Source organism: Paralcaligenes ginsengisoli, from assembly GCF_054781135.1.
In genome coordinates this window covers 18,975-43,978 of the sequence record NZ_BAAGUZ010000010.1, presented here as the reverse complement: position 1 = coordinate 43,978, position 25,004 = coordinate 18,975, and the positions used below count along the sequence as shown (strand labels likewise).

Annotated in this window: 21 protein-coding genes and 1 tRNA gene; 9 read left to right on the top strand and 13 right to left on the bottom strand. The window is 56.9% G+C overall.

All coding sequences use genetic code 11. The features are described 5' to 3' along the window. Nucleotides 1-497 precede the first annotated feature (497 nt). Both ACYVIS_RS07390 and ACYVIS_RS07385 read right to left on the bottom strand, forming a co-directional pair. Nucleotides 498-1,634: a CaiB/BaiF CoA transferase family protein gene (locus tag ACYVIS_RS07390; protein ID WP_232742891.1), complete on the bottom strand. Its 1,137-nt coding sequence runs from the start codon at nt 1,632-1,634 to the stop codon at nt 498-500. 12 nt (nt 1,635-1,646) lie between these two features. Beyond that, nucleotides 1,647-2,810, bottom strand: a complete 1,164-nt coding sequence (locus ACYVIS_RS07385; protein ID WP_232742890.1) for an acyl-CoA dehydrogenase family protein — start codon at nt 2,808-2,810, stop codon at nt 1,647-1,649. Between the two features lie 101 nt (nt 2,811-2,911). Between ACYVIS_RS07385 and ACYVIS_RS07380 the strand changes: the two genes are divergently transcribed. Beyond that, on the top strand, nt 2,912-3,817 hold the full coding sequence (locus tag ACYVIS_RS07380) for a LysR family transcriptional regulator (protein ID WP_232742889.1): 906 nt from the start codon (nt 2,912-2,914) through the stop codon (nt 3,815-3,817). Nucleotides 3,818-3,870: 53 nt separating this feature from the next. Here the strand turns inward: ACYVIS_RS07380 and ACYVIS_RS07375 are convergent, their stop codons facing one another. Continuing rightward, nucleotides 3,871-5,418, bottom strand: coding sequence for an AMP-binding protein (locus ACYVIS_RS07375; RefSeq protein WP_232742888.1), 1,548 nt, complete (start codon nt 5,416-5,418; stop codon nt 3,871-3,873). 241 nt (nt 5,419-5,659) lie between these two features. On the opposite strand from ACYVIS_RS07375, the gene ACYVIS_RS07370 reads away from it, so the two are divergent. After that, on the top strand, nt 5,660-6,646 hold the full coding sequence (locus tag ACYVIS_RS07370; protein WP_232742887.1) for a Bug family tripartite tricarboxylate transporter substrate binding protein: 987 nt from the start codon (nt 5,660-5,662) through the stop codon (nt 6,644-6,646). A gap of 891 nt (nt 6,647-7,537) precedes the next feature. Here the strand turns inward: ACYVIS_RS07370 and lon are convergent. The 4 genes from lon to tig all read right to left on the bottom strand — a co-directional run bounded on the left by lon (nt 7,538) and on the right by tig (nt 13,546). Then, entirely contained in the window at nt 7,538-10,006 is a 2,469-nt protein-coding gene (gene lon, locus ACYVIS_RS07365; RefSeq protein ID WP_232742886.1) for an endopeptidase La, read from the bottom strand. Nucleotides 10,007-10,162: 156 nt separating this feature from the next. Then, nucleotides 10,163-11,470, bottom strand: coding sequence for an ATP-dependent Clp protease ATP-binding subunit ClpX (gene clpX / locus ACYVIS_RS07360; RefSeq protein WP_232742885.1), 1,308 nt, complete (start codon nt 11,468-11,470; stop codon nt 10,163-10,165). A gap of 108 nt (nt 11,471-11,578) precedes the next feature. Beyond that, a complete protein-coding gene (gene clpP / locus ACYVIS_RS07355; RefSeq protein WP_232742884.1) occupies nt 11,579-12,235 on the bottom strand; it encodes an ATP-dependent Clp endopeptidase proteolytic subunit ClpP in 657 nt (218 codons plus the stop codon). Further along, nucleotides 12,236-13,546, bottom strand: a complete 1,311-nt coding sequence (gene tig / locus ACYVIS_RS07350) for a trigger factor (RefSeq protein ID WP_232742883.1) — start codon at nt 13,544-13,546, stop codon at nt 12,236-12,238. A 246-nt stretch (nt 13,547-13,792) separates the two neighbouring features. On the opposite strand from tig, the gene ACYVIS_RS07345 reads away from it, so the two are divergent. The 5 genes from ACYVIS_RS07345 to ehuA all read left to right on the top strand — a co-directional run bounded on the left by ACYVIS_RS07345 (nt 13,793) and on the right by ehuA (nt 17,958). Further along, on the top strand, nt 13,793-14,671 hold the full coding sequence (locus ACYVIS_RS07345; protein ID WP_460873625.1) for a lipid A biosynthesis lauroyl acyltransferase: 879 nt from the start codon (nt 13,793-13,795) through the stop codon (nt 14,669-14,671). Between the two features lie 259 nt (nt 14,672-14,930). Beyond that, on the top strand, nt 14,931-15,794 hold the full coding sequence (gene ehuB, locus ACYVIS_RS07340; RefSeq protein ID WP_232742881.1) for an ectoine/hydroxyectoine ABC transporter substrate-binding protein EhuB: 864 nt from the start codon (nt 14,931-14,933) through the stop codon (nt 15,792-15,794). A gap of 24 nt (nt 15,795-15,818) precedes the next feature. Then, on the top strand, nt 15,819-16,490 hold the full coding sequence (gene ehuC, locus ACYVIS_RS07335; protein WP_460873624.1) for an ectoine/hydroxyectoine ABC transporter permease subunit EhuC: 672 nt from the start codon (nt 15,819-15,821) through the stop codon (nt 16,488-16,490). 2 nt (nt 16,491-16,492) lie between these two features. Then, on the top strand, nt 16,493-17,185 hold the full coding sequence (gene ehuD, locus ACYVIS_RS07330) for an ectoine/hydroxyectoine ABC transporter permease subunit EhuD (RefSeq protein ID WP_460873623.1): 693 nt from the start codon (nt 16,493-16,495) through the stop codon (nt 17,183-17,185). Then, entirely contained in the window at nt 17,182-17,958 is a 777-nt protein-coding gene (gene ehuA / locus ACYVIS_RS07325) for an ectoine/hydroxyectoine ABC transporter ATP-binding protein EhuA (protein WP_460873622.1), read from the top strand. Before ehuD ends, ehuA begins: the two co-directional genes overlap by 4 nt. 46 nt (nt 17,959-18,004) lie before the next feature. Here the strand turns inward: ehuA and thpD are convergent, their stop codons facing one another. From thpD to ACYVIS_RS07300, 5 genes are all read right to left on the bottom strand, one after another. Beyond that, the gene (gene thpD / locus ACYVIS_RS07320) at nt 18,005-18,913 is read right to left on the bottom strand and encodes an ectoine hydroxylase (RefSeq protein ID WP_305072058.1); all 909 of its coding nucleotides are present in this window, start codon (nt 18,911-18,913) and stop codon (nt 18,005-18,007) included. A gap of 25 nt (nt 18,914-18,938) precedes the next feature. Then, nucleotides 18,939-19,334: an ectoine synthase gene (locus ACYVIS_RS07315; RefSeq protein ID WP_232742878.1), complete on the bottom strand. Its 396-nt coding sequence runs from the start codon at nt 19,332-19,334 to the stop codon at nt 18,939-18,941. Then, the gene (ectB, locus tag ACYVIS_RS07310; RefSeq protein WP_232744513.1) at nt 19,331-20,635 is read right to left on the bottom strand and encodes a diaminobutyrate--2-oxoglutarate transaminase; all 1,305 of its coding nucleotides are present in this window, start codon (nt 20,633-20,635) and stop codon (nt 19,331-19,333) included. Before ectB ends, ACYVIS_RS07315 begins: the two co-directional genes overlap by 4 nt. Before the next feature lie 45 nt (nt 20,636-20,680). Further along, a complete protein-coding gene (gene ectA / locus ACYVIS_RS07305) occupies nt 20,681-21,214 on the bottom strand; it encodes a diaminobutyrate acetyltransferase (protein WP_460873621.1) in 534 nt (177 codons plus the stop codon). A gap of 64 nt (nt 21,215-21,278) precedes the next feature. Continuing rightward, on the bottom strand, nt 21,279-21,821 hold the full coding sequence (locus ACYVIS_RS07300; RefSeq protein WP_232742876.1) for a MarR family winged helix-turn-helix transcriptional regulator: 543 nt from the start codon (nt 21,819-21,821) through the stop codon (nt 21,279-21,281). A gap of 167 nt (nt 21,822-21,988) precedes the next feature. On the opposite strand from ACYVIS_RS07300, the gene ACYVIS_RS07295 reads away from it, so the two are divergent. Further along, nucleotides 21,989-22,936, top strand: coding sequence for a LysR family transcriptional regulator (locus ACYVIS_RS07295; protein WP_232742875.1), 948 nt, complete (start codon nt 21,989-21,991; stop codon nt 22,934-22,936). A 545-nt stretch (nt 22,937-23,481) separates the two neighbouring features. On the opposite strand, the gene ACYVIS_RS07290 is transcribed toward ACYVIS_RS07295, so the two are convergent. Beyond that, nucleotides 23,482-23,566 (bottom strand) — tRNA-Leu (locus ACYVIS_RS07290). 209 nt (nt 23,567-23,775) lie between these two features. Between ACYVIS_RS07290 and dapC the strand changes: the two genes are divergently transcribed. Further along, a complete protein-coding gene (dapC, locus tag ACYVIS_RS07285) occupies nt 23,776-24,972 on the top strand; it encodes a succinyldiaminopimelate transaminase (RefSeq protein WP_460873620.1) in 1,197 nt (398 codons plus the stop codon). Nucleotides 24,973-25,004 lie beyond the last annotated feature (32 nt).

The window sequence follows — 25,004 nt, the reverse complement described above, 5'->3', positions numbered from 1 at the left end:
CCGGCGCTGGACTACCGCCGGACTGCACAGCACCGCCCACCCTGCGGCTTGCGTTGAGGTAATGCAGCGAGGTATACGTTGGGGAGCCCGTGTTTAGTCAATCGAGTCGTACATCGAGGTATACGTGACCACGTGATGGAGGCATGGGTGCGGGCACGTTAATTCCAGACATCCCGTAACGTAATTCCAGGCATGCCATTACGCGAGCCGTCTATTGGGGCTTGGGGTCAGGGCCGGCGTAAGGCGTGCGCCGGATGCTACCGTAGGGAAGGCGGGGGCTTTCGGCGGGCGCTGTCTGAGCCCAGCCTCGTGAGGCTGGGCGAGTTCGCCCGACGCCCGCCTGGACGAGGTAGATCCGGATCAAGCACGCCGTGCCGGCCCTGACCCCAAGCCCCGATAGACGGCGTCTTTAAATACCAAACCGTAAATACCAAACCGACCAAAACGTCAAACGCCACAAACACTCGAGTGCCCTAAACACCCGAATCAAAAATGCTCTAATGCTTCCCGTCTTTGCTATCGAGCCAATCCATGATTGCCCGACGCGACCCATCCAGTTCCGGCACCGACATACTCCTTTCAGGCAAGCCTGACGAAAAGCGCACGGGAAATCCGGCCATCATGCCACCGCCGTCCGGGGCGGCGCTCAGCAGGCCTCGGTCCAGCACGTGCGGGTCGGCAAATACTTCTTCACGATCGAGCACAGGCGCCCACGGAATATCCGAGCCATGAAAGACCTGCTTCCATTGCGCCAAGGTCTTGCTGACAAAAATACCTTTCAGAAGAGTGTGCAATTCACGCTTGCGCCGCATGCGCTCCGCTCGCGTATCGTAAACCTGCGAACCTATTTCGGGGAACTCCGCCCGCAATCGTTCCCTCAGGTTCACCCAGAATTTTTCTTCCAATATTCCAAGCGCCACATAACGCCCATCAGAGGTCGCAAACAAGTCATTGTCCGGCATAATATGAGCCATTCCATCGATATCATCGCTCGTGGCCCGCCTCAGGATATCGATACCGGGCGCGGTCCACGCCATCATTGCATCGTGAATCGACACGTCAAGATATTGTCCGCAACCCTCCTGGCGCGCCGTCATCAATGCCACAACCATGGCCAAAGCGGCATACATCGAAGCGCAATAATCAGACAGGCGCACGTGTGGACGGCCGATGAGATCATCCACCTGCGACGGCACGGCCCAATAGCCGGCCAGAGCGAGGAAATTCAGATCGTGGGCCGGGCGTTGCGCATAAGGGCCCGTTTGCCCAAAGCCTGAAATTGAACACATCACGAGGGCCGGGTTGGCCCCCCGCAACTCAGAATAGCTCAGCCCAAGCCTGTCCATCACTCCAGGCCTGAAGCCCTCAATCAAGGCATGGCTGTGCCGCACCAAACGCAACAGCGTGACGCGGTCGTCGGGATTCTTGAGGTCCAGTGCGATGGAAAGTTTGCCGCGGTTGTATTTGGCGAAGGTGTCCGCTCCCAACGCACGGGCCGGATCGCCTCCGGCACGCCGCTCGACCTTGATGACTGTTGCGCCAAGCTGGCCCAACAGCATTGCCGTATGGGGGCCGGGATGCAATTGACCAAGGTCGAGCACCACAGTGTCGGACAGGCAGGTCATTTCGGGCATGGATGCGCGGGCTCAGGCGAGAATAGCTTTGGCTATGGTATTGCGCTGAATCTCGCTGGTGCCTGTCACGATCCGGTAAAGCCTCAAGCGGCGGAAGATGAACTCCACAGGATGATTCTTCGTAACGCCTACATTGCCATGAATCTGCATCGCCTTGTCGGCAATCTCGAAACATTTTTCAGAGACAAACAATTTGCACATTGACGCTTCGCTGCGGACGTCGCCGCCCTCGTCCGCCTTGTGCGCGGCGGCCATCACCATACTCTCGCAGGCGTAAAGGCCCGTCGCCATGTCCGCCAGCATGTGCTGGATCGCCTGGAAACGGCTTATCGGGCCGCCGAACTGTTGGCGATGGTGTGCGTAGTCGATAGACATTCGATAGGCCTGGCGCGCCAGGCCTATCATGGTCGGGCAATGCAGCAATCGATTCACACTGACCCTATCCATCGCAATCCTGAAGCCGCCCCCCTCCTCTCCAATCAAGTTGGCGCAGGGAACACGGACTTGCTCCAGTTCAATATCGGCATCGACGTGCTGCCCGGTCATGGGCAGATAATCGTATGTCAATTTGACCCCGGGGCGATCGAAGTCGACCAGAATGGCCGAAATGCCGTCACGGCCCTTATCCGGATCGGTAACGCACATGGTTACCGCAAAGTCCGCGAACGCGGAAGCGCTGATGTAATGCTTGCGGCCTGTGATGACGTAATCATCCCCCTCTCTCACCGCTCGCGTTCTGATGCTGGCGGCATCGGACCCCGACGCCGGCTCCGTCATGGCAAAGCATGAACCCTTCTCGCCGCGCACTACAGGCAGCATATAGTTTTCAAGCTGGTACGGACTGGCGTACCTGATCAAGTTCCCAATGCGCGACGGGCCGCCCCAATCACCCAGGACGTGCGGAAACAGAATTGCGCCAGAAGCGGCCACATCGTCTTTCAGGACGCACAGCTCGGCCACATTCATGCCTTTTCCACCGAGATCCGGCGGCAGTTGAAGCCCATAAAACCCAAGTTCCCGCGAACGCTTCCATATCGCACGCACGGCATCTTTCGAAAATTTGTCCTCATAGGTAAAGCCGGAGGCTTTTTCGTAGGGAATCAATTCCTCGTCAAGATACGACTTCAACTTTTCCCGAGTCTGGGCAAATTCCGCGCCAGGTAGTGTGCTGCTCATTGAACCCACCTCAATCAAATGGTTTATACAACTCATATTGACAGCATCGGCACAGATAGCGGATTATCCATTTAACGATCTCAATAACCTGCGGGAATGACATGCGCCTCGAAGACCTGAACTACTTCCTTGCCGTGGCTGAAGCCGGGCATGTCGGCCGCGCATCGGAACGGCTTGGCCAGAGTCAGCCGGCCCTGACCAAAGGAGTACAGCGCCTGGAAAAAGAACTGCAGTTGCAGTTGTTCGAACGCACCCCGAAAGGCATGGTGCTCACCACAGTAGGACAAGCTTTCTTCCAGCGCGCCCGCGGCGTCCAGTTCGGACTGAGCGAGGCCATCAAGGAAGCCAATGACCTGCATCTGGGCAAGCTGGGACTGCTGCGGGTAGGCGTTCCTCCCAACTACACCAGCTATTTCGGCGATGCCTGCGCCATACTTCTGCAGCAACGGCCAGCGGCCCGCGTACACGTCACGATAGGCTTGAATGACAAGTTGTTCGCGGCGCTGCGCCTGGGCGATCTCGATTTAAGTATCAGCGCGATCCTGAATCAACCCCAAACGGAACTGGAACAGCATGCCTTGTTCACCGACAATCTGCATGTTGTTGCGCGTGAGGGGCACCCGCTTTTCTTTTCACGCAATCTGCGCTTTTCCGATCTGGCCAAAGAATCATGGATCCTGCCCGGACAAAGCGTAGTGGCCAGGCGTTCCATCGACGCGCGTTTTGAGGAACACGGGCTGCCTGCGCCCAATGTGGCAGTCGAGTCGAGCTCATCCAGCATTTTTCTCATTGGCATGGTGCGAGCCACTGACTTATTGACGGTCTCCAGCGCATCAGCCATGAAGCAGGCCGGCAGCCATGGCCTGAGGGCATTTCCCTTGCGGGAAGCGGTATGGCCGCGCACTGTGGGAATCACCACCCGGCGCGGCGCTTATTTGTCCCCGCTGGCCCTGCGTTTCATGGAACTGCTCAAACAGCACCCGCATCCGGGCATGGCCGCGCAATAAAGAAGTGTCCGATGGCCCGGCCACTGATTCCATCGATGAAAGGCCGCAAAGGCCTAGGCAACGTTGCGTTGATGCCCAAGCCAGTGCGGATCCTTCAATTCCTTGCGCGAAAGCTTGCCGTTGGCATTCTTGGGCAGCCCGGCAACAAAATCGATCGAACGCGGCTTCTTGAAATCCGCCAGCCGGGATTTGCAATAGGCAATGAGTTCGGCCTCGCTGGCATGCATTCCCGGCTTGAGCGCTATGACCGCCTTGACGGATTCTCCCCACATATTATCGGGCACGCCAAAAACGCAGGCCTCATAGACAGCGGGGTGCTGGTACAGGGCCTGCTCGACCTCACTGGGATAGACGTTGAAGCCGCCGGAAATGATCATGTCTTTCCTGCGGTCGACAATATAGAGAAAGCCTTCCTCATCCATGCGCGCCAGGTCTCCGGTATGCAGCCAACCCTCTTTCAATGCCTGAGCGCTCAACTCCGGTTCCTGCCAGTAGCCGGCGAATACGTCCGGGCCTCGAACGGTGATCTCGCCTATTTCGCCCGCCGGAACCTGCTGCCCCTGTTCATCGACAAGCCGCAATTCGGTTTCGCCAAAGGCACGGCCGCAAGACATCAGCAGTTCCGGGTATTGATCGATGCCCCGCGCGTGATCGTCGGAACTGAGCATGACCATGCCGCCCGTCGTTTCCCCGGCACCGTATCCCTGGCTCAGTATCGGCCCCAGGCCTTCCCAGGCCTCACGGATGCGCGCCGGCGCCATCGGCGCCCCGCCATAAGAAATCTGCCGCAGGGAGCCGAGATCGTAACGGTGGAAGGCGGGGTGGCTAACCAGCATGTTGAGCATGGTGGGAACCATGAAGCTGAAGCGGGCATGATGTTTTTCCACGGAAGCCATGAATGACTCAGGATCGAAATGATCATGCAGCAGGATGGCACCTCCCTGGAACAGGAACGGCTGCATGAACATGCCGCTTGCATGGGTGATCGGCCCCGCAAGCGCCAGCACTTCGCCCGGATTGGCTCGCATCCGGCCCATCACTACTTTGCGCAGAGAGGCCATGCGATTTCCCACGGTCTGCATTGCAGCTTTCAACTTTCCGGTAGAACCCGAGGTGAAATGAAGCACGGCAAGATCGCTTTCGCTCATTTGCGCGTCCGGATTCGAATCGGTCGCCGCGGCCAGGAGATCCTCGTAGCGCCGCCCGTGAAGACCGCCGATCGTAATCATGGTTTCGACCGAATGGAGATCCCCCGCCACCGATACGAGGCTTTCAAAATGAGCTTCATCCACCAAAAGGATGCGGGCCCCGGCATTATTCACCGTGTCGACGATCTCTTGAGGCGACAATCTGGCATTCAATGCGACCTTGACCAGGCCGGCCTTATACAAAGCGCACTCCAGTTCAATGATTTCCGGCCGGTTCCAGGCCTGTATAGCCACGCGATCGCCTTTGGCCAAACCCAATCCCAGCAAGGCATTGGCCAAGCGGTTCGACCTTGCGTCAAGCTGGCCGTAAGTGATCGAGGTGTCTTTGAAAATGATTGCCGTCCGGTCGCGCCAATATCGCGCGTTACGACTGCAGAAACGTCCCTGGTTCATGAAGGCTGATCTCGTATGATTGATGTAGGCCTATAGTGGCTCCATGTTGCAAGGGACGGGATAACTTGACCACGATTTCCGATGACGGGCTGTTATCGACCGGGATCAATACCGCCTCATGCTTTATGGTTATCGGGTAATGCAAGTGCGGAATCGGACTGGGCGCCACGGCACGGTACAACTAGAGTCAAGGCTGTTGTGTATCAACAGACCACACACGACTTGAAAACAGGAGACATCAATGAAAACTGGATCGCGCGCCTTACTCCATGCCTTGGCGGGACTGCTGATAGGCACAGCGGCAACGCTGCCCTCGCTTGCCGCAGGTGCCGAATATCCTTCCAGGCCAATCCAGCTTATCGTGCCCTTCAGTGCGGGAGGGCAGTTCGATTTTCTGGCTCGCCTGGTCGCGAAGGCGATGAGCAAAGATTTGAAAGAAAACATCATCGTGGAGAACGTGAGCGGCGGAGGCGGCAATATAGGCGGTGCGAAAGCGGCCGCGGCCGCACCCGACGGCTACACACTGCTGGAATACGGCGGCAACTTCGCCATTGCCAAATATCTGTCACCCAAGCTGGCCTATGACCCCATCGGTGATTTTCAGCCCGTGGCGGCCATCAGCATCGCCCCGCATGTGATCCTGGCCAGCAATACCTTTCCGGCAAAAACCTTCAAGGATATGGTGGCGTACGGCAAAGCGCATCCGCAGGCGCTCAGCTACGGAAGTCCGGGAGTCGGTACATCCATGCAGCTGACATTCGAAGAAATCAAAGAACACTTCGGGTTCGAGGCGGTACACATACCCTACCGGGGAGGCAGCAACACGTTGAATGATCTGGCGGGCGGACAAGTAGGGCTGGCCATTGTCGCCGTGGCCCCCGCCCTTCCGTTTATCCAGGCTGGAAAGATACGCGCCCTTGCCGTTACCGGCAAGCAACGCGCGCCCTCGCTGCCTCAAGTACCCACGGTGGCGGAACTGGGATACACGGGGTTCGACAGCGGCAGCTGGGCAGGCATTGCCGTACCGAAAGGGACGCCCGACGCCATCGTAAACCGCCTGAACAAGGCCGTTCAATCAGCCTTGGACGATCCACAAATACAGCAGCAGTTGCATGCTTTGTCTTTTACCCTGTTGCCGGGACCGCCTAAACAACTGCGGGATCTGATTCATCAAGAAGCGGCGAGGTACAAGCCCATCATCGAAAGGCTGCACCTGAGCACTAAATAGCAAACAGCTGACGTGGGCCCCATGCAGGAGAATTTTTGGGTCGAGTTGTTTGCGGGATTCGATGCTTTGGTAGCTTTGGTATTTGAAGACGCCGTCTATCGGGGCTTGGGGTCAGGACCGGCACGGCGTGCTTGATCCGGATCTACCTCGTCCAGGCGGGCGTCGGGCCAAACTCGCTACGCCGCTGGCGCGGCTGCGCTCAAACATGGCCCGCCGAAAGCCCCCGCCTTCCCTACGGTAGCATCCGGCGCACGCCTTACGCCGGTCCTGACCCCAAGCCCCGATAGACGGCTCGCGTAATGGCATGCCTGGAATTGCATCACGGGATGCCCGGAATTTACCTGCTTGCACCTACCGTTAATGGGCCTGCATCCATAGAACCGTTAACGTGCGTGCACCCGTACCTTTATCGCGTGGCCACTACACCACGATGTGCCAAACCCTGGATTTATTAAGCGCCCGATGCCTCAACGTAGCCTGTGATTGGCTCAACGCGGCTTCCCCAATGCATACCTCGATGCATTGCCTCAACGCAAGCCGCAGGGTGGGCGGTGCTGTGTAGTCCGGCGGTAGTCCAGCGCCGGGTGCTGACGAAGGGAAGGCGGGGGCCTTCGGCGGGCGCTGTCTGAGCCCGGCCTCGCGAGGCCGGGCGAGTTCGCCCGACGCCCGCCTGGACGAGGCAGACCCGGGCAGTCGGGGTGCGTAGCACCACGACCGCTGGACGTGCCGGACTACACAGCACCGCCCACCCTGCGGCGTCTTTATAGAAATACCATCACGCCTACACAGACAACACAGCAATACAGCCCACAGCCATCGCTCAAACCTAAACGGCTCAAAAACATGACTGAAACGCGTTCAGTGCCGTAAAACACTCGAGCCGAAAACGCACTAGTGCTTCATCACCCCCGACGGATCATCGCTAGGCTTGGCATTGGCCACCGACTCGGCCGCCAGCCTGGCAACCTCTTCATCCGACAAAGGCGTCGGCATATGCTGCAGCGCCACTTCAAGTACCCGATCGATCCAGCGCACCGGAATGATTTCCAGATGATTTTTCACATTATCGGGAATCTCGGCCAGATCCTTGACGTTTTCCTCGGGAATCATGACAACCTTGATCCCGCCGCGATGCGCCGCCAGCAGCTTTTCTTTAAGGCCACCTATCGGCAGGACTTCACCACGCAGCGTGATTTCGCCCGTCATGGCCACATCGGCGCGAACAGGGATGCCCGTCAGGGCCGACACCATGGCTGTAGTGATTGCAATACCCGCCGAAGGGCCGTCTTTAGGGGTTGCCCCTTCCGGAAAGTGCACGTGCAGATCACGCTTTTCAAATGCCGTATTGGCAATGCCCCAGCGCTGCGCCCGGGCACGCACAACCGTTCGTGCCGCCTCGACCGATTCTTTCATCACATCGCCCAGAGAGCCCGTACGCTGCACCACGCCTTTTCCTGGCATATCGGCAACTTCGATGGTCAGCAGATCGCCGCCCACTTCAGTCCAGGCCAAACCCGTAACCTGGCCGACCTTGTTCTCTTTTTCGGCCATGCCAAAGCTATACCGGCGTACGCCCAGAAAGTCGCTGAGATTTTCAGCGTTTACCGTGACGCCGACCGCAGGCTTGCCCGAACCGGCCTTTTTGCCGCCGCCTGCCGCATCGGAAGACTGCGCCAACATCTGCTTGACCACTTTACGGCAGATCTTGCTGGCTTCGCGCTCGAGCGCACGCACCCCGGCTTCACGAGTGTAATAACGCACAATATCGCGAATGGCCGATTCTTCAATGGTCATTTCGCCTTCGCGCACGCCATTGTTCTTCATGAGCTTGGGCAACAGATGGTCGAATGCGATATGCACTTTTTCATCTTCGGTGTATCCCGACAATCGTATGACTTCCATGCGATCGAGCAAGGCAGGCGGTATATTCAGCGTATTGCTCGTTGCCACGAACATGACATCGGAAAGGTCGAAGTCGACCTCGATGTAATGATCCTGGAACGTGTGGTTCTGTTCGGGATCCAGCACCTCGAGCAGGGCCGAGGAAGGATCGCCACGGAAATCGGCGCCCATCTTGTCGATTTCGTCGAGCAGAAACAAGGGATTGCGCACACCGACCTTGGTCATGTTCTGCAAAATCTTGCCCGGCATGGATCCGATGTACGTACGGCGATGCCCGCGAATTTCAGCTTCGTCACGTACCCCGCCCAACGCCATGCGCACGAATTTGCGATTGGTGGCGCGAGCAATGGATTGGCCCAGGGAAGTTTTACCGACTCCGGGAGGCCCGACCAGGCAAAGAATAGGCGCTTTAAGCTTGTCGACCCGCTGCTGTACGGCCAGGTATTCGACGATGCGTTCTTTGACTTTTTCCAGACCGTAATGATCGCTGTCAAGCACGTGCTCCGCATTGGGAATCGAATTATTGATGCGATTCTTCTTGCGCCACGGCAAACCGATCAAGGTATCGATATAGTTGCGGACCACGGTGGCTTCGGCCGACATCGGCGACATGAGCTTGAGCTTTTTAAGCTCGGAGTCGGCCTTTTTATGCCCTTCTTTGGACATATGGGCAGCCACGACTTTCTTCTCGAGCTCTTCAAGGTCGGCACCCTCTTCGCCTTCGCCCAATTCTTTCTGGATCGCCTTGACCTGTTCGTTCAGATAGTAATCGCGCTGGCTCTTTTCCATCTGCTTCTTGACACGGCCGCGTATGCGCTTCTCGACCTGCAGGATATCGATTTCGCCTTCGAGCTGGGACAGGAGATTTTCAAGGCGTTCCGACGTTGCGACGGACTCGAGCATCTTTTGCTTTTGCTCAAGTTTGAGCGGCAAATGAGCGGCGATCGTATCGGCAAGACGGCCCGCATCGTCGATACCGCTTAACGAGGTAAGGATTTCCTGAGGTATTTTTTTGTTCAGCTTGACGTATTGTTCGAACTGGGCAACGATTGCGCGCCGCAAAGCTTCGGACTCCGCACCTTGTTCGGTGTCGGGTTCGACCGGAGCAACCTTGGCCATAAAATGCGTTTCGGCATCGCTGACCTCCTGGATACGGGCACGCTGCAAGCCTTCGACCAGCACCTTGACCGTGCCATCGGGCAATTTGAGCATTTGCAAAATGCCGGCCGCGCAGCCGATTTCGTATAAGTCATCGGGAGTGGGATCATCTTTGCTGGCTGATTTCTGGGCCACCAGCATGATGTTGTTGCCGGCTTCCATTGCCAGTTCCAGCGCCTTGATGGAACGGGGCCGACCCACAAACAGGGGAATCACCATGTGCGGAAAAACCACCACATCACGCAAAGGCAAGAGGGGCAAGTCCATGGGTTCTGAAGAGAGAATCTGGCTCGCAGACATAGTAATTTCCTTAAAAAACACCACTTTGGAAACGAAAGGGAAGCATTAGCCTCCCTTTCGTAGCACTACATGTAGGTGTATGTATGGACGATAGCCAAATTTTCAAGCCCTGACGTCTATAAACCTACTTTTTACAAGGTTATTCAATCATGGTGCTCAAGCAGCCGCATCCTTGAGTTTCGGTCGATCCGACTTATGCTCGGGAGCGAGCTTGGTATCTTGATCGGCGAAAATAAGTAATGGCGAGCCTTTGCCTTCCACTGCATTTTCGTCCAGCACCACCCGTTTGACATTCTTCTGCGAAGGAAGTTCGTACATGGTTCCCAGCAAAGCCTGTTCGACGATGGAACGCAAGCCGCGGGCACCCGTCCGGCGTTTGAGCGCGCGACGGGCAATGGCGCTAAGCGCCTGCGGGCGGACATCCAGTTCGACATCTTCCATTTCAAATAATTTCTGGAATTGCTTGATGAGCGAATTCTTAGGCTCGGTCAGGATGCGGATCAGGGTGTCTTCCTGAAGCTCTTCAAGAGTGGCCACAACCGGCAAGCGACCAACGAGCTCGGGGATCAGTCCGAACTTGATCAAATCTTCGGGCTCGACCTCGGAGAACAACTCGCCCACGCTGCTTTCGGCCTTGGCATGCACCGATGCTGAAAATCCGATGCCGGACTTTTCGGTACGATCGCGTATGACCTTTTCGAGGCCATCGAAAGCGCCGCCAACAATGAACAGGATATTGGTGGTATCGACCTGAACGAAATCCTGGTTGGGATGCTTGCGCCCGCCCTGCGGCGGTACCGACGCGACAGTCCCTTCGATCAGCTTGAGCAAAGCCTGCTGCACGCCTTCGCCGGATACATCACGGGTGATGGACGGATTATCGGACTTGCGTGAAATTTTGTCGATTTCATCGATATAGACAATGGCGCGCTGCGCCTTTTCCACATCGTAATTGCAGTTCTGCAACAGCTTCTGAATGATGTTTTCGACGTCTTCACCAACGTAGCCCGCTTCGGTCAGCGTGGTTGCATCGGCCATGACAAATGGAACGTCAAGCATGCGCGCCAGCGTCTGGGCCAACAAAGTCTTGCCCGAGCCGGTCGGCCCGATCAGCAAAATATTGCTTTTTGAAAGTTCGACGTCGTCGCCTTTGACTTCTCCGTAGCGTATGCGCTTGTAATGGTTATAAACCGCTACCGCCAGATTGCGCTTGGGGGTATCTTGCCCGATGACGTAGCCATCGAGAAAGCTCTTGATTTCGTAAGGAGTGGGCAATTCATTACGAATCGCGTCCCGGGCTGCCTCGTGGGTTTCCTCGAGGATGATGTCGTTGCACAGATCAATGCATTCGTCGCAAATAAAGACCGATGGTCCGGCGATAAGTTTGCGAACCTCGTGCTGACTTTTATTGCAAAACGAACAATGCAACACTTTTTCGTCTGCCGATCCTTTTTTTTCAGGCATAAAACTCTTCGATTAGTATCTATCTATGGACAGCACGAACAGAAACCATTCGACTATCGGATAATCGCCGGCCAACAGGTTGGATCCCGCCAGCCGACCGGCTGGTCCTCAAGCCTCGTCGGAACGAGAGACCAGTACTTTATCTACCAAACCGTACGATACCGCATCTTCGGCCGACATGAAATTATCGCGCTCGGTGTCGACCTCGATACGGTCGATCGGCTGCCCCGTATGCTTGGCCAGAATACTGTTCAGGCGCTCCCGCAAGCTCAGGATCTCGCGGGCCTGGATCTGGATATCGGACGCCTGCCCTTGCGCACCACCCGAAGGCTGGTGAATCATGATGCGTGAGTTGGGCAAGGTATAACGCTTGCCTTTGGCGCCGGCCGCCAACAGAAACGCGCCCATGCTGGCTGCCAGACCGGTACACAGCGTGGACACGTCCGGCTTGACGAACTGCATGGTGTCATAGATGGCCATGCCCGCATAGACTGACCCACCCGGCGAGTTGATATAAAGCGAAATATCCTTATCGGGATTTTCCGACTCCAGAAACAGGAGCTGGGCAACCACCAGATTTGCCGACTGATCATTGACCGGCCCGACAAAAAAGATGACCCGCTCGCGCAACAGGCGAGAATAGATATCGTACGAGCGCTCACCACGCCCGGACTGTTCGATCACTATGGGCACATAGCCCAAGCCTGTGGGCGCAACCGAATCGCCGCCATGCATCGCCGCGTAAAAATCAGTAAACCGCTGCATTTATGCAGTCCCCATGAGTTCGTCAAAAGCCACTTTTTCGTCGGCAACCTGCGCCTTGGACAAAACGTGATCCACTACGTTGTCTTCCAGCACTATAGCTTCGATTTCGGCGCGGCGCTGGCGATCGGACAGATAGTACGCCACGACCTGGGCCGGCTGTTCGTAATTTTGCGCAAACTCTTCAATGCGCGCGCGAACCTGTTCGGGTTTGGCTTGCAAATTGGCGTTGCTGACCAGTTCGGAAACCAGCAGGCCTAGACGCACGCGGCGCTCGGATTCGGCCGTGAAGGCTTCAACCGGAATAGGCACCGACTCGGCATTGGGTACGCCACGCTGCTTGAGTTCTTCGCGGGCGGCAACTACACGGCCCTGGGCGTCGTTTTCGACCAGTGCCTTGGGCACGTCGAATGTGCAGGCGGACACCAGGGCATCCATGACGCTGCCTTTGGTGCGGGCCTGGGCACGCGACTTGACTTCGCGCTGGATGTTGGAGCGCACGTCGGCCAGCAGTTTTTCCACATCGCCTTCGGCTTGACCCAAAGATTTGGCAAACTCGGCATTGAGTTCGGGCAACACGGGTTCTGCGACTTCAGTCACGGTAATGGCGAACTCGGCAGTCTTGCCAGCCACTTCCTTGCCACCGTAGTCGGCGGGAAAGTTGAGCGGAAAGGTTTTCTTGTCGCCGGCTTTCATGCCGCGCACGGCCGTTTCGAACTCGGGCAACATGCGGCCCTGGCCCAGGACGAAAGGAAATTTTTCGGCCGAACCGCCATCGAAGGGTGTGCCATCGATAGTACCGGCAAAATCCAGTGTTACACGATCGTCGTCTTGCGCGGCACGGCCATCGCGGGCCTCATAATTGGCACGCTGCTTGCGCAGGATATCGATGGTTTGCTGGACCTCGGCATCGCCGACTTCGGTCGTGGCGCGCTTGACCTGCAAGGCGGACAGATCGGGCAAAGACACCTCGGGGTATACCTCGAAAGTGGCCGAAAATGCCATGGAACCCTCTTCCACGCCTTCGGTTTTTGGCTCGAGATTCGGAACCCCGGCGACACGAAGCTTGGCATCCCCGATGATCTTGTCCAGCGAGCGGCCGACCTCGTTATTGATAACGTCGTAGCGTATGCCGGGACCATGGCTGCGTTCGATCATGGCAAGCGGAGCCTTGCCAGGCCGAAAGCCCTGAACCTTGGCGGTACGAGCCACGCGTTTGAGTTGCGCCTGGACTTCTTTTTCTACATCGGCGACCGAAACGATCAGATCAACACGGCGCTCCAGGCCGGACAAAATTTCAACCACGGGCTGCATTAGAGACCTATATAAATGAGTAATTGAACAAAAGAACAGGGTATTTTACCGGAAACTGCAAAAGCCGATGTAACCAGTGCCTCGGCCTATATATATAGCCAGCTTTGCCAAAACAAATCCGGAAGAAGTGTTTCATACCGTTTCCAAGCGGAGCCGCACGACCGGGCACGTGGTAGCATGGACTACAGGGTGTAGCGCTTACATCCTCCCGCCTCTCAAGGGCATCCGCAAGGAATGCCCCTATTAATGAAAAACAGCACACAAAACTCCCTGACATCGGGCGTGCTCCGCATGCTCTCCGCCCTTCCCTACGGTCTTGTTGCCCGCCTTGGTGAAACCCTGGGTTCATTGCTCTACCTGCTTCCAAGCAGGCGCAAACGCATCCTCGATACGAACTTGCGCCTCTGTTTTCCCGAAAAGGACGAGTCCGAACGCAAACAACTGGCGCGCTCTACCTTTCGTCATGTAATACGCAGTTACATGGAACGCGGGGTTCAGTGGTACGGCAGCGCCAAGGCTTTGTCGCAGCTTGTCGAGCTGGAAAGCGCCATCAAACTGATGGATACCTACGAGCAGCCCACCATTTTTCTCGGCTTCCATTTTGCCGCGATAGAAGCCGGCTGCATGTACTACTCTATTCTTCACCCGGTGGCCTCGATATACACCCCCATGTCGGATCACTCCACCGACGATATCGCGCGCCTGCAGCGGGCACGCTTCGGCACTGAAATGATTCCCCGCAACGGCAGCGCGCGCCAGACATTGAAAATACTCAAATCCGGCAAACCGATCATGCTTGCCGCCGATATGGATTTTGGCCTGCGAGATTCCGTCTTTGTGCCCTTTTTCGGCGTGCAAGCCTGCACCCTGACCGCCGTTTCCCGCCTTGCGCAACTCAGCGGCGCCCGAGTCGTCCCCTTCGTGGCCGCAGTATTGCCTGGATACCGCGGCTACAAGCTGAGTATTTTTGAGCCTCTTGAAGCCTTCCCCTGCGGCGACGCCGGCATGGACGCCCTGCGGATGAATCAATTCCTGGAAACTCAGATTCGCCTTATCCCGGACCAATACTACTGGGTTCACCGCCGCTTCAAACGACGCCCCGCGGGCGAAAAGCCCGTATATTGACGTAATGCCGGAACACCACCGGCCTTTCGCGAACAACTCCGGGCGGGCTTGAAGTCGCCCCTCGCGGCAAAGACATTCCGGCTGAAACCGGACTTGCCCATTCTCCGCCACCCCTTCTTTTGCTCTTGTCAGAAGCCTTTTATGCTATTAATTTGAACTGAAATCATTTTATGATGTACTATTTCTTTAGATACAATTGATGGCGAAACAAGAAAAGGAGACCCATCAGCAGCTTCATTCAAGACAAAGGACATGCACTATGAACAAAACCTATCGGCTCAAAGCCACCATCGCGGCCATGACGCTTGCGCTCATGGCCGGCGCCACCAGTGCGGCCAACTCGGCAGACTTGAATCAAATCAGGAAAAACGGCCAAATACGCATCGCCGTAGCCAACGAAATTCCGTACGGATATATAGATTTGAACGGGCATGCCAAAGGCGCCGGCCCCGATGTCGCCGCCCACGTGATGAAACAGCTGGGCATCAAGAAAATAGACTGGATAAGCACCAATTTCGGCTCGCTGATACCCGGCCTGAAGGCTGGTCGCTTCGACATGGTTGCGGCGGAAATGGCTATTCTTCCCCAGCGCTGCCAGGAAATATTGTTCTCCGAACCCAATAGTTCGTATGGCGAAGGCCTGCTGGTAGCCAAGGGCAATCCCAAACAGTTGCACTCTTACAGGGATTTTGTAAAAAAAGGCGCCAAGGTCGCGATCATGGCAGGGGCCGATCAGCTCGAAATGATGCAGGCACTTGGCGTTCCCGATAATCATATTGTGACGATCTCCAACAACGCCGACGCCATTTCCACAGTTTCAACCGGCCGTGCAGACGCCTATGCGGCGACCGGCCTGACAGTCAGCCAGCTTGCGGGTAAAAGCCCAAAGGTGGGCATGGCCAAAAATTTCACCGATCCGGTCATCAATGGCGCGCCTGCCCGCAGTTGGGGGGGATTTGCCTTCGCCCAACAGTCGGCGGGCTTGCGCGACGCGGTCAACACCGAATTGGCAAAATTCAAGAAAACGCCGGAATGGAAGAAAATCATGACCCAATATGGATTCACAGCCACCGACGCCGAAGATTCCTTCAACAAGACCACGGCCCAGCTCTGTGCCAAGTAAAGCGCCTCAAGGGCGGCGCAGACCATGAACTGGACAAGCTATAGCGAGCCCTTGCTTCAGGGTGCCTGGGTAACAGTGCAACTGACGGTATTTTCGACCTTGCTGGGTGCCGTTGTTGCCTTTGCCCTTGGGGTGGGAAAGCTTGCACGCAACAGACCCTGCCGGCTGGTGTCGATTGCCATCATTGAAGTATTTCGCGGTACCTCGCTGCTCGTACAACTGTTCTGGCTATATTTTGCCTTGCCTATCCTTGGCCAGGCCATAGGCATGGATCTGCGCCTACCGCCGGTCGCCGCAGGCGTACTGGCGTTAAGCCTGAACATCGGCGCCTATGGGGCGGAAGTAGTGCGCGGCGCCATCCAGGCTGTACCGCGAGAGCAATATGAAGCCGCGAAGGCGCTGGATTTCACTCCCCGGCAAACTCTGTGGCGCATTGCCATCCCCCAGGCCGTTCCCGAAATGATGCCCAGTTTCGGCAATCTGGCGGTTCAGAACCTCAAGGACACGGCACTGGTCTCGCTGATCAGTCTGGGCGACCTGGCCTTCCGCGCCGAGCAAATCCGTAATTTCACGCAGGACAGCACAACGATCTACACCTTGCTGCTGTTCATGTACTTCGGCATGGCGCTGGTCTTGACGGCCATCATGAAACTGCTTGAACGCTCCGTGGGGCGCTGGCGCACCACAAAGGCCTGAACATGTTATTTGGCATCCATTGGGACACCAGCAACAACTGGGCGTTTGCCAATTCCATTCTCCCTATCCTGCTGCGGGGACTGCTGGTCACTATCGAGGCCACCGTGCTCGGCTTCGCCGTTGCCGCCATCGTGGGCCTGGCTCTTGCCGCGCTGAAGGGATCCCGATTCCGCAGCATAGCGTGGCCCGCCCGGATAGTCTGCGAATTCATCCGCGACACCCCGCTGTTGGTCCAGCTGTTTTTCCTGTATTACGTGCTGCCCAACTACGGCATCGTGCTGCCCGCCTTCCTGACCGGTGCGCTGGCGCTGGGACTGCAATACAGCGCCTACACCTCCGAAGTGTACCGGGCTGGACTCGAGGCCATCGTCCGCGGCCAGATCGAGGCCGCGCGCGTGCTCGATCTTTCAGCCTTCCGGACCTTCAGCTTCATTATTCTTCCGCAAGCCTTGCCGCGCATTATTCCGGCGCTTGGCAATTATCTGGTATCAATCATGAAAGACGTACCGGTGCTGTCGGTCGTATCGGTCTTCGAAATGCTCAATGTCGCCAAAATCATCGGCGACCGCACATTCAACTATTTGATCCCCCTTTCCATGGTGGGGGCGCTGTACCTCGTGCTGACGATTGTGGCGTCGGCCGGCGTACGCTACATCGACAAGCACCTGCCAAAACAAGGATTACCCCTGCGATGAACGACTCTATTATTCAGCTCGAAAAAGTCAGCAAGCGCTTCGGCGATGTCACGGTGCTGGACTCCCTCGATTTCCAGGTTGAAAAAGGCGAAAAGGTCACGATCATCGGGCCGTCCGGATCGGGAAAATCCACCGTGCTGCGCATTCTGATGACCCTGGAAAATATCGACGAAGGGATGATCCACGTAGCGGGGAAACCGCTGTGGCACCAGTACCGGAATGACGAGCTGGTGCCGGCCGACGAAGCCCATCTGCGCGAAATGCGCAAGGAAATGGGCATGGTTTTTCAGCAGTTCAATTTATTCCCGCACATGACAGTGCGCCGCAATATTACCGAAGCTCCGGTGCAGGTGTTGGGCCTGTCCAAGGGCAAGGCAAGGCAGCGCGCCGACGATTACCTGGAATTGGTGGGACTGACCGACCAGGCCGATAAATTTCCTGGCCAGCTCTCGGGCGGCCAGCAACAACGCGTTGCGATTGCCCGTGCCCTGGCCATGCGTCCGAACATTATGCTGTTCGACGAACCGACTTCGGCCCTCGACCCGGAACTGGTGGGCGAAGTGCTCAATGTCATCCAGCGCCTGTCTGAAGAACACGACCTGACCATGTTGCTGGTGACCCACGAAATGCAATTCGCCAAACAGATTTCGGACCGGGTCTGTTTTTTCGACCAAGGCGTCATTGTCGAAGAAGGGCCACCTGAACAGTTGTTCACGCAGCCCAGGGAAGAGCGCACACGTGAATTCCTGAAAGCTTTCATCAACCCCGATTGACGCCATCGAGGCGCCGGACCGGATGCATCCCGGTCCGGCGCCGGCTTCAGGCTGTCGAGACGTCCAAAGGCTCGATCACCGCATCGCCTTGCCGACTGGCAATGTGCTCGGGGCGCGGCTTCAAGCCATATTTTGGCGGGCTCAAACGATTTTCCACGCTGTTGTAAACCATGAAGACATTCGCCCTGGGCCACGGTGAAATATTGCCGTTCGATCCGTGCATGGTGTTGCAATCGAAAAAAACCACCGAACCGGCCTTGGCTGTAATGGCCCGGATTCCGCCTTGCTCAACCAGCAATTGCAAGCTGACGGGATCGGGCACACCATATTCCTGCTTTTTGAGCGACTGACGGTAGTGGTCCTCGGGCGTGCGGCCCTGGCAGGACACAAAATGGCGATGCGAGCCCGGAACGACCATCAACGGACCGTTGCATTCGTTGTTGTCGGTCAGTAGCACCGAGCAACTCAAGGCTCGCATGCCTGGCATGCCATCCTCCACATGCCAGGTTTCAAAATCGGAATGCCAATAGAATTCCTTGCCTTTGAAGCCAGGCTTCATGTTGGCCCTGGATTGGTGTATGTAGACTTCGGAGCCCAAAATCTGCCGAGCCACATGGGCCAGACGCGGATCGCGCGCCAGGCGCTGCACCATGGGGCTGAGCTCATGCACTCTGAATACCGAGCGTACGGCATCGCTGCCCGGCTCGGCAATAGCCACCTCGCTGCCGGCAATCGACGGGTCGCGGCTCATACGCTTGACCTCGGCCAGCAAAGACTCCGTTTCCTGCGAACCGAACAGATCTTCCAGCAGCAAAAATCCATCGCTTTCGTAAGCTCTGATCTGCTCGGCCGACAAAACATCGGCGTAATGGCCGTCGCCATGCACGACCGGGTCGCGCCGCGCAATGATTGCCGAGCTCCGGTCAGTGCGTGAATCGTAAATATCACTCATCATAATCACCGTTACTTGACCCTGCAGTTCAAGCTGCGTTCGACAGGAATGGGTATACCCCCTTCTCGTCATGCACTTCCTGGCCTGTCAGGGGCGGATTGAATACGCAAATCACCCTGAGCGGAGCCTTGCCGCCACGCAGCCAGTGCTCATCGTTCTCGTTCAGGGCATAGACCACCCCGGGCCCCAAGGCATATTTCTTTCCGTCGGCAATCGTTTCGACTTCGCCGTCGCCTTCGATGCACCAAACCGCTTCCAGGTGGTGCTGATAGTGAATATGCGTTTCCGTGCCGGGGAAAATAATAGTTTCGTGAAAGGAAAAACCCATACCGTCTTTCTGCAGCAACACGCGCCGGCTCAGCCAATTGCGAGTCTTCACCTCGTATTCGGTTCCAATCACATCATTGACATTTTTGACTATCATCGACGCTGCCCTCCAAATTTCAATACCTTGGCATTGGCCTGCCCGGCCAGGACCTCCGCCGTGCTGCGCTCGATGACTTCAAGCCCGCGCTCCAGCAGCTCGTCCTCGATGGTCAGCGCCGGCAATACCTTGAGCACCTCGTCATTTGCGCCGGAAGTTTCTATAACAACACCGTGCTCGAACGCCCGTGCGGCGATTTGGCCGGCCAAGCCGCTATCGGCCGGCGTTGCCAGGCCCTGTATCAGACCGCGCCCGCGAACGCTCAAACCTGCCGCCGGATAACTGTATGCCAGGTTTTCCAGCCAGTCGCGCACCAGCCCTTCCTTGCGCTGCGTATCGGCCGCAAACGCTTCCGTGGCCCAATAGCTGTCAAGTGCCTGCGCCGCGGTCACAAACGCCAGGTTGTTACCGCGGAACGTACCGCTGTGCGCTCCCGGCTTCCATACATCGTGTTCGGGCTTGAGCAATACCAGGGACATGGGCAAGCCGAATCCCGACAGGGATTTCGACAGCGTGATGATGTCCGGACGAATACCGGACGGCTCGAAACTGAAGAAGCCGCCAGTGCGTCCGCAACCCACCTGGATATCGTCGACGATAAGCAACATATCGTGCCGGCGGCAAAGCGTTTCCAACTGCTTGAGCCAGCGCCAGGTTGCGACGTTGACGCCCCCCTCTCCCTGCACCGTCTCCACGATGACTGCGGCAGGATGATCCAGGCCGCTGCTCGAATCATCGAGCAGGCGCTCCAGATAAGCCGCCGTGTCGACATCGGGGCCCATATAGCCGTCGTACGGCATGAATGTGGTGTTGGCAAGCGCCACACCTGCCGCCTTGCGGAACTTTGAATTGGCAGTGACCGCCAGCGAACCCGCGCTGACGCCGTGAAACCCGTGCGTAAACGATATGATGTTCTGCCGGCCCTTCACCAGGCGCGCAAGCTTCAGGGCCGCCTCGACCGCATTGGTCCCGGTCGGGCCGGTGAATTGCAGGGTGTATTGCCAGCCGCGCGGCTTGAGCAGTACCCGCTCAAACGTTTCCAGAAAATATTTCTTCGCACTGGTGGCCATATCAAGGCCATGCACAACCCCGTCGCTGTCGAGGTAATCAAGCAGCCTCTTTTTAAGAACCGGATTATTGTGGCCATAATTCAGGGTTCCGGCGCCACTGAAAAAATCGATGTATTGCTTGCCTGCTTCGTCAAACAGCAGGGACCCTTTCGCCTGATCGAAAATTACCGGGAACGACCGGACGTAGCCGCGCACCTCAGACTCCATCCGGTCAAATATTCTCAAGTCCATCATTTTCTCCCTCTGGGTTACGAGGCGTTCTCCAGGGCGGCTTACTCACAACCCTGGCGCCTCTTTGGTGAAATGCCCACCGGCTTGAGCCTGACGCTGCGAAGCATCAAACGGACCGATACGCAAAAGCCGCTCGTCGGCATGTTCGCCGGCGCCGAAAAGTTCGCGTTCAAACAGTGGGCTGTCGACAACGGGTGCCCGCAATTGCCGGGCAATTCCCGCAAACACATTGCGAGACGCGGCGTTGTCGGGGCCGACCGTGGTTTCGATATATCGAATCCCGCTCAAGCCAGGGCGCTCGAGCAAATTCCATAACATAAGGCGCGCCAAGCCGTGGCCCCGCGCACGGGAATGCACGGCAATCTGCCAGACAAACAACACCTCCGGCCTGGCTGGGGGCATATAGGCCGAAATAAAACCGTTCACGACACCCGCGTTTTCGGCAAGCACACAGGTGTCGGAAAAATGTTCGCTCAAAAGCAGATACACATAAACCGAATTCAAATCCAGGGGCGGACACTCGCCAACCAAGCGATGGACGGCAAGCCCATCAACCTTGCTGAGTGGACGCAGCTCCATCAGCCTTTCCACAAACCTGCCGGCATTATGGGATTCGACGCAGGAGCCGTTCTTGCATCGCGCCTCATACCACCAACCCCGATTCTGGAGGCGCACCGCCAACACCGACATCAAGAATAGGCGAGCCCGGCTCCTCCGGCGCTTCTGGCGGAAGCACGCCCTGCGGCTCCATCAGGCCGACAATGCGCTCCAGCGACATCGTGATGGTGAGCTGCTCCAGTTCCGGCAAGGCGTTGAGCGCATCAGCCAGTTTTTTCTGCAAAGGCGAAGGTGTATCCCTGGCCAGCACAACACCCGCCTCGGTAGCCGAGACGAAAACGATGCGGCGGTCTTCGCGGCTGCGTTCACGGCAGATCAAGCCCTTGTCTTCGAGGCGGTCGAGAATCCCCACGACGGTGCTGGGGCTGACATGGATCTCGCGGCTGATTGCCGTGGCAGTGAGCGGCCCGCTGTCGATGACTGCCCGCAAACAGATCAGTTGCGGTGCCGTGATGTGGCTGCAAGCTGCCAAATGACGCGAATGCAAGGCAATAGATCGCGTTATGCGGCGCAAGGCACGCAGAATGCGCAGATCGTAAGCTTGTGTGGTTATCAGAGGTTCGTTCATAGCACGCGCAATAAAAAGTATTCAGTTAAATTAATTTCTACTCAAATAATATGATTGCCAATCAATATTGTCAAGCTACTGCCGGCTCCCGGGTAATCATCAAGGCGCAGCAGGAAGGGCCTTGATAAACTGGGTCCAGCCACCCGCTAACAGGCTCTTGCAAAACCATGGTCAATCCGGTTCATTTCGATATCCAGTCATTACGTGTTTTTTTATATGCAGCCCAGGCAGGCAGCCTTACCAAGGCTGCGGAACGCTCGCACATGACGCTGTCGGCGCTGAGCAAGCGTATTTCCGAGCTCGAAAAGACCATAGGCTGCACTTTGTTTGTTCGCTTGCCGCGCGGCCTGGCATTGACGCCCGCGGGTCAAAACCTGGCCGATCATGCGCAAAACCTGCTGAACAGCGTGAACCGCATGGCCCTGGACATGAACGATTACGCACTGGGCGTACGCGGCCATGTGCGCATCTGGGCCAATACCTCCTCCATCATCCAGTTTTTACCTGTCGATCTTGCCGTACTGATGGAACAGCACCCAGGCATCCGGATCATTCTCGAAGAAAAAATCAGTGAAGACGCCATCAATGCAGTGGCTCATGGCATTGCCGATATCGGCATCTTTGCGGACAACACCCCCTCGCTGTCACTGGAAAAGCGCCTGTATCGACACGACCAGCTCGTCGTGCTGGTTCCCGGAAGCCATCCCCTCGCAGGGCGGGACATCGTCGACTTTGCCGATACGCTGGACTATGATTTCGTCGGACTTACCGAAGGCAGTTCCCTGTTGGTCCGCATGCACAGCGCGGCCGCCGTCCTGGAACGCGCATTGAAACTGCGGGTCCAGGTTGCCAGCTTCGATGCCATATGCCGCATGATCGAAGCCGGATTGGGCATAGGCGTGCTGCCACGCGGCGCGGTTCGGCAGGAAATACTGGGAGCGGGGCTGCGCGCCATCCCACTTTCCGACGGCTGGGCTTCACGCACCTTGTGGCTCGGTGTTCGAAGCGCCAAGGAACTGCCTGCCGAAGCCCTGCATGTCCTGAACTTTCTGGCGTCGCGACATGCAACCGTCCAGCCGGAGCCGCAGATAGAAGAACAGGACGCACCAGAATGATTGGTAGGGGCGGCCTTTGCGGCCACCCGTATGGATGCCCCTTGAACGAAACGGGCGGCCACAAGGACCGCCCGTACGTTAATAGCACGAACCCTCTTAATAGTGCGGACCATCGTGATAATACCCTCGGTGGTAGCCCCCATGACGATATCCGCCACCCGGAACAACAATACAGCCAACGAGCGCAGAGATAAGTGCGATAACAATAAGAATCTTCATAGGGATCTCCAATAATTGCCTATCGATTCTAGTCACGCAGACACGGGGGCACCTTGCAAAAGGTATCAGCATTTCATTGCTTGTTAACAGCTCTCGCAGCAAAATGCGATTTCGCGTTTGTGATAACGCGCTTGCAGGTCATTGGGAATGATGCGCCGCAGCCAATAACTTTGGCTGCCACACTTATGCGTACGGGTGTACAGGGCCGGTTTCTCGCCAGCCTACATAAAACCCATATATTATTTTGCACTTGTTTTTTTTATTACTTGTTTTTTATTTTCAGGCCCATGATTCACAAAGCTTTGTTGTAAATCAGGGCCTTATAATGGTGCGAACGGAGAGACTCGAACTCTCACACCTCTCGGCGCCAGAACCTAAATCTGGTGCGTCTACCAATTCCGCCACGTTCGCTAAAAAATTCAAGCCAATAAGTGTAGCTTCATTTAGGGAGGGTCGCAAGCAGCCGCTGGCACCAACAGCCCTTTATTGAATCTGAACTTTGCTGTATCCGTTGCCAATTGCAATCAATCTCCCGTCAAATCCATAAATCGGCCAGGCACGGCAGAATCTCCGGGGGCTTGCTAAAATCAGCGGCTATAAATCCGAACTCATTGGCGGCCATGAATCCCAGACTACGTGCTCTGCACCCCTATCCTTTTGAAAAACTGCGGCAATTGATGGCCCAGGCACCCACGCCACCGGCCGATCTGCAGCCCATCAATCTTTCGATAGGCGAACCCAAGCACCCAACCCCGCCGCTCATTGTGGAAGCCATGAAAAATGCCATGGCTGGCCTGTCGGTCTATCCGCCGACCAAGGGTGATTCGCCATTGCGCAACGCGATCGCCGATTGGATTGCGCGGCGCTACGGTATCGCGCGGCCCGACCCCGAAACGCAGGTATTGCCCGCGCTGGGCTCGCGCGAAGCCTTGTTTGCCTTCGCCCAGACCGTCATCGACCCCTCCGCCGGATCGCGGGTCGTGTGCCCCAATCCGTTCTATCAAATCTACGAAGGGGCCGCCCTGCTCGCCGGCGCCCAGCCTTATTTCATCAACGCGCAGGCAAGCCGCAATTTTGGCTTCGACTGGGCGTCGGTTCCAGACGACGTGTGGCGTAAAACCCGGCTGCTGTTCGTATGTTCGCCAGGCAATCCGGCGGGCAATGTCATGGCCCTGGACGAATGGAAAACCCTGTTCGCCCTGGCCGACAAATACGATCTGGTCATCGCTTCGGACGAATGCTACTCGGAAATCTACTTCGACGAAGCCAAGAAGCCGCTGGGCGGCCTGCAGGCGGCCAGCCTTCTCGGGCGCCACGACTATAAGAACCTGGTGTGCTTTTCGAGCCTGTCCAAGCGCTCAAACGTACCGGGCATGCGCTCTGGCTTCGTGGCCGGCGACGCGGCGCTGATAAAGCAATTCCTGCTTTACCGTACGTATCATGGCAGCGCCATCAGCCCCGTGGTCTCGCAGGCCAGCATCGCCGCCTGGAACGACGAGACCCATGTTATTGAAAACCGCCGCCTGTACCGTGAAAAATTCGAGGCGCTGATGCCACTCCTTGGGCCGGTACTCAATGTAGAATGGCCTCAGGCTTCGTTTTATTTATGGGCTGAAACCCCTTATGCCGATGCCGATTTTGCTCGCGACCTGTATGGCCAAACCGCCGTTACCGTCCTGCCGGGAAGCTTTCTGGCACGCGAAGCCCAGGGCGTCAACCCGGGCGCAAACCGGATTCGCATCGCTCTGGTAGCACCCAAAGAGCAATGCCTGGAAGCCGCAGGGCGCATTGTTCGGTTTCTTGAAAAAACAGCGTAATCCAGCATGCGCCAGATTCCGCCTCGGTACCC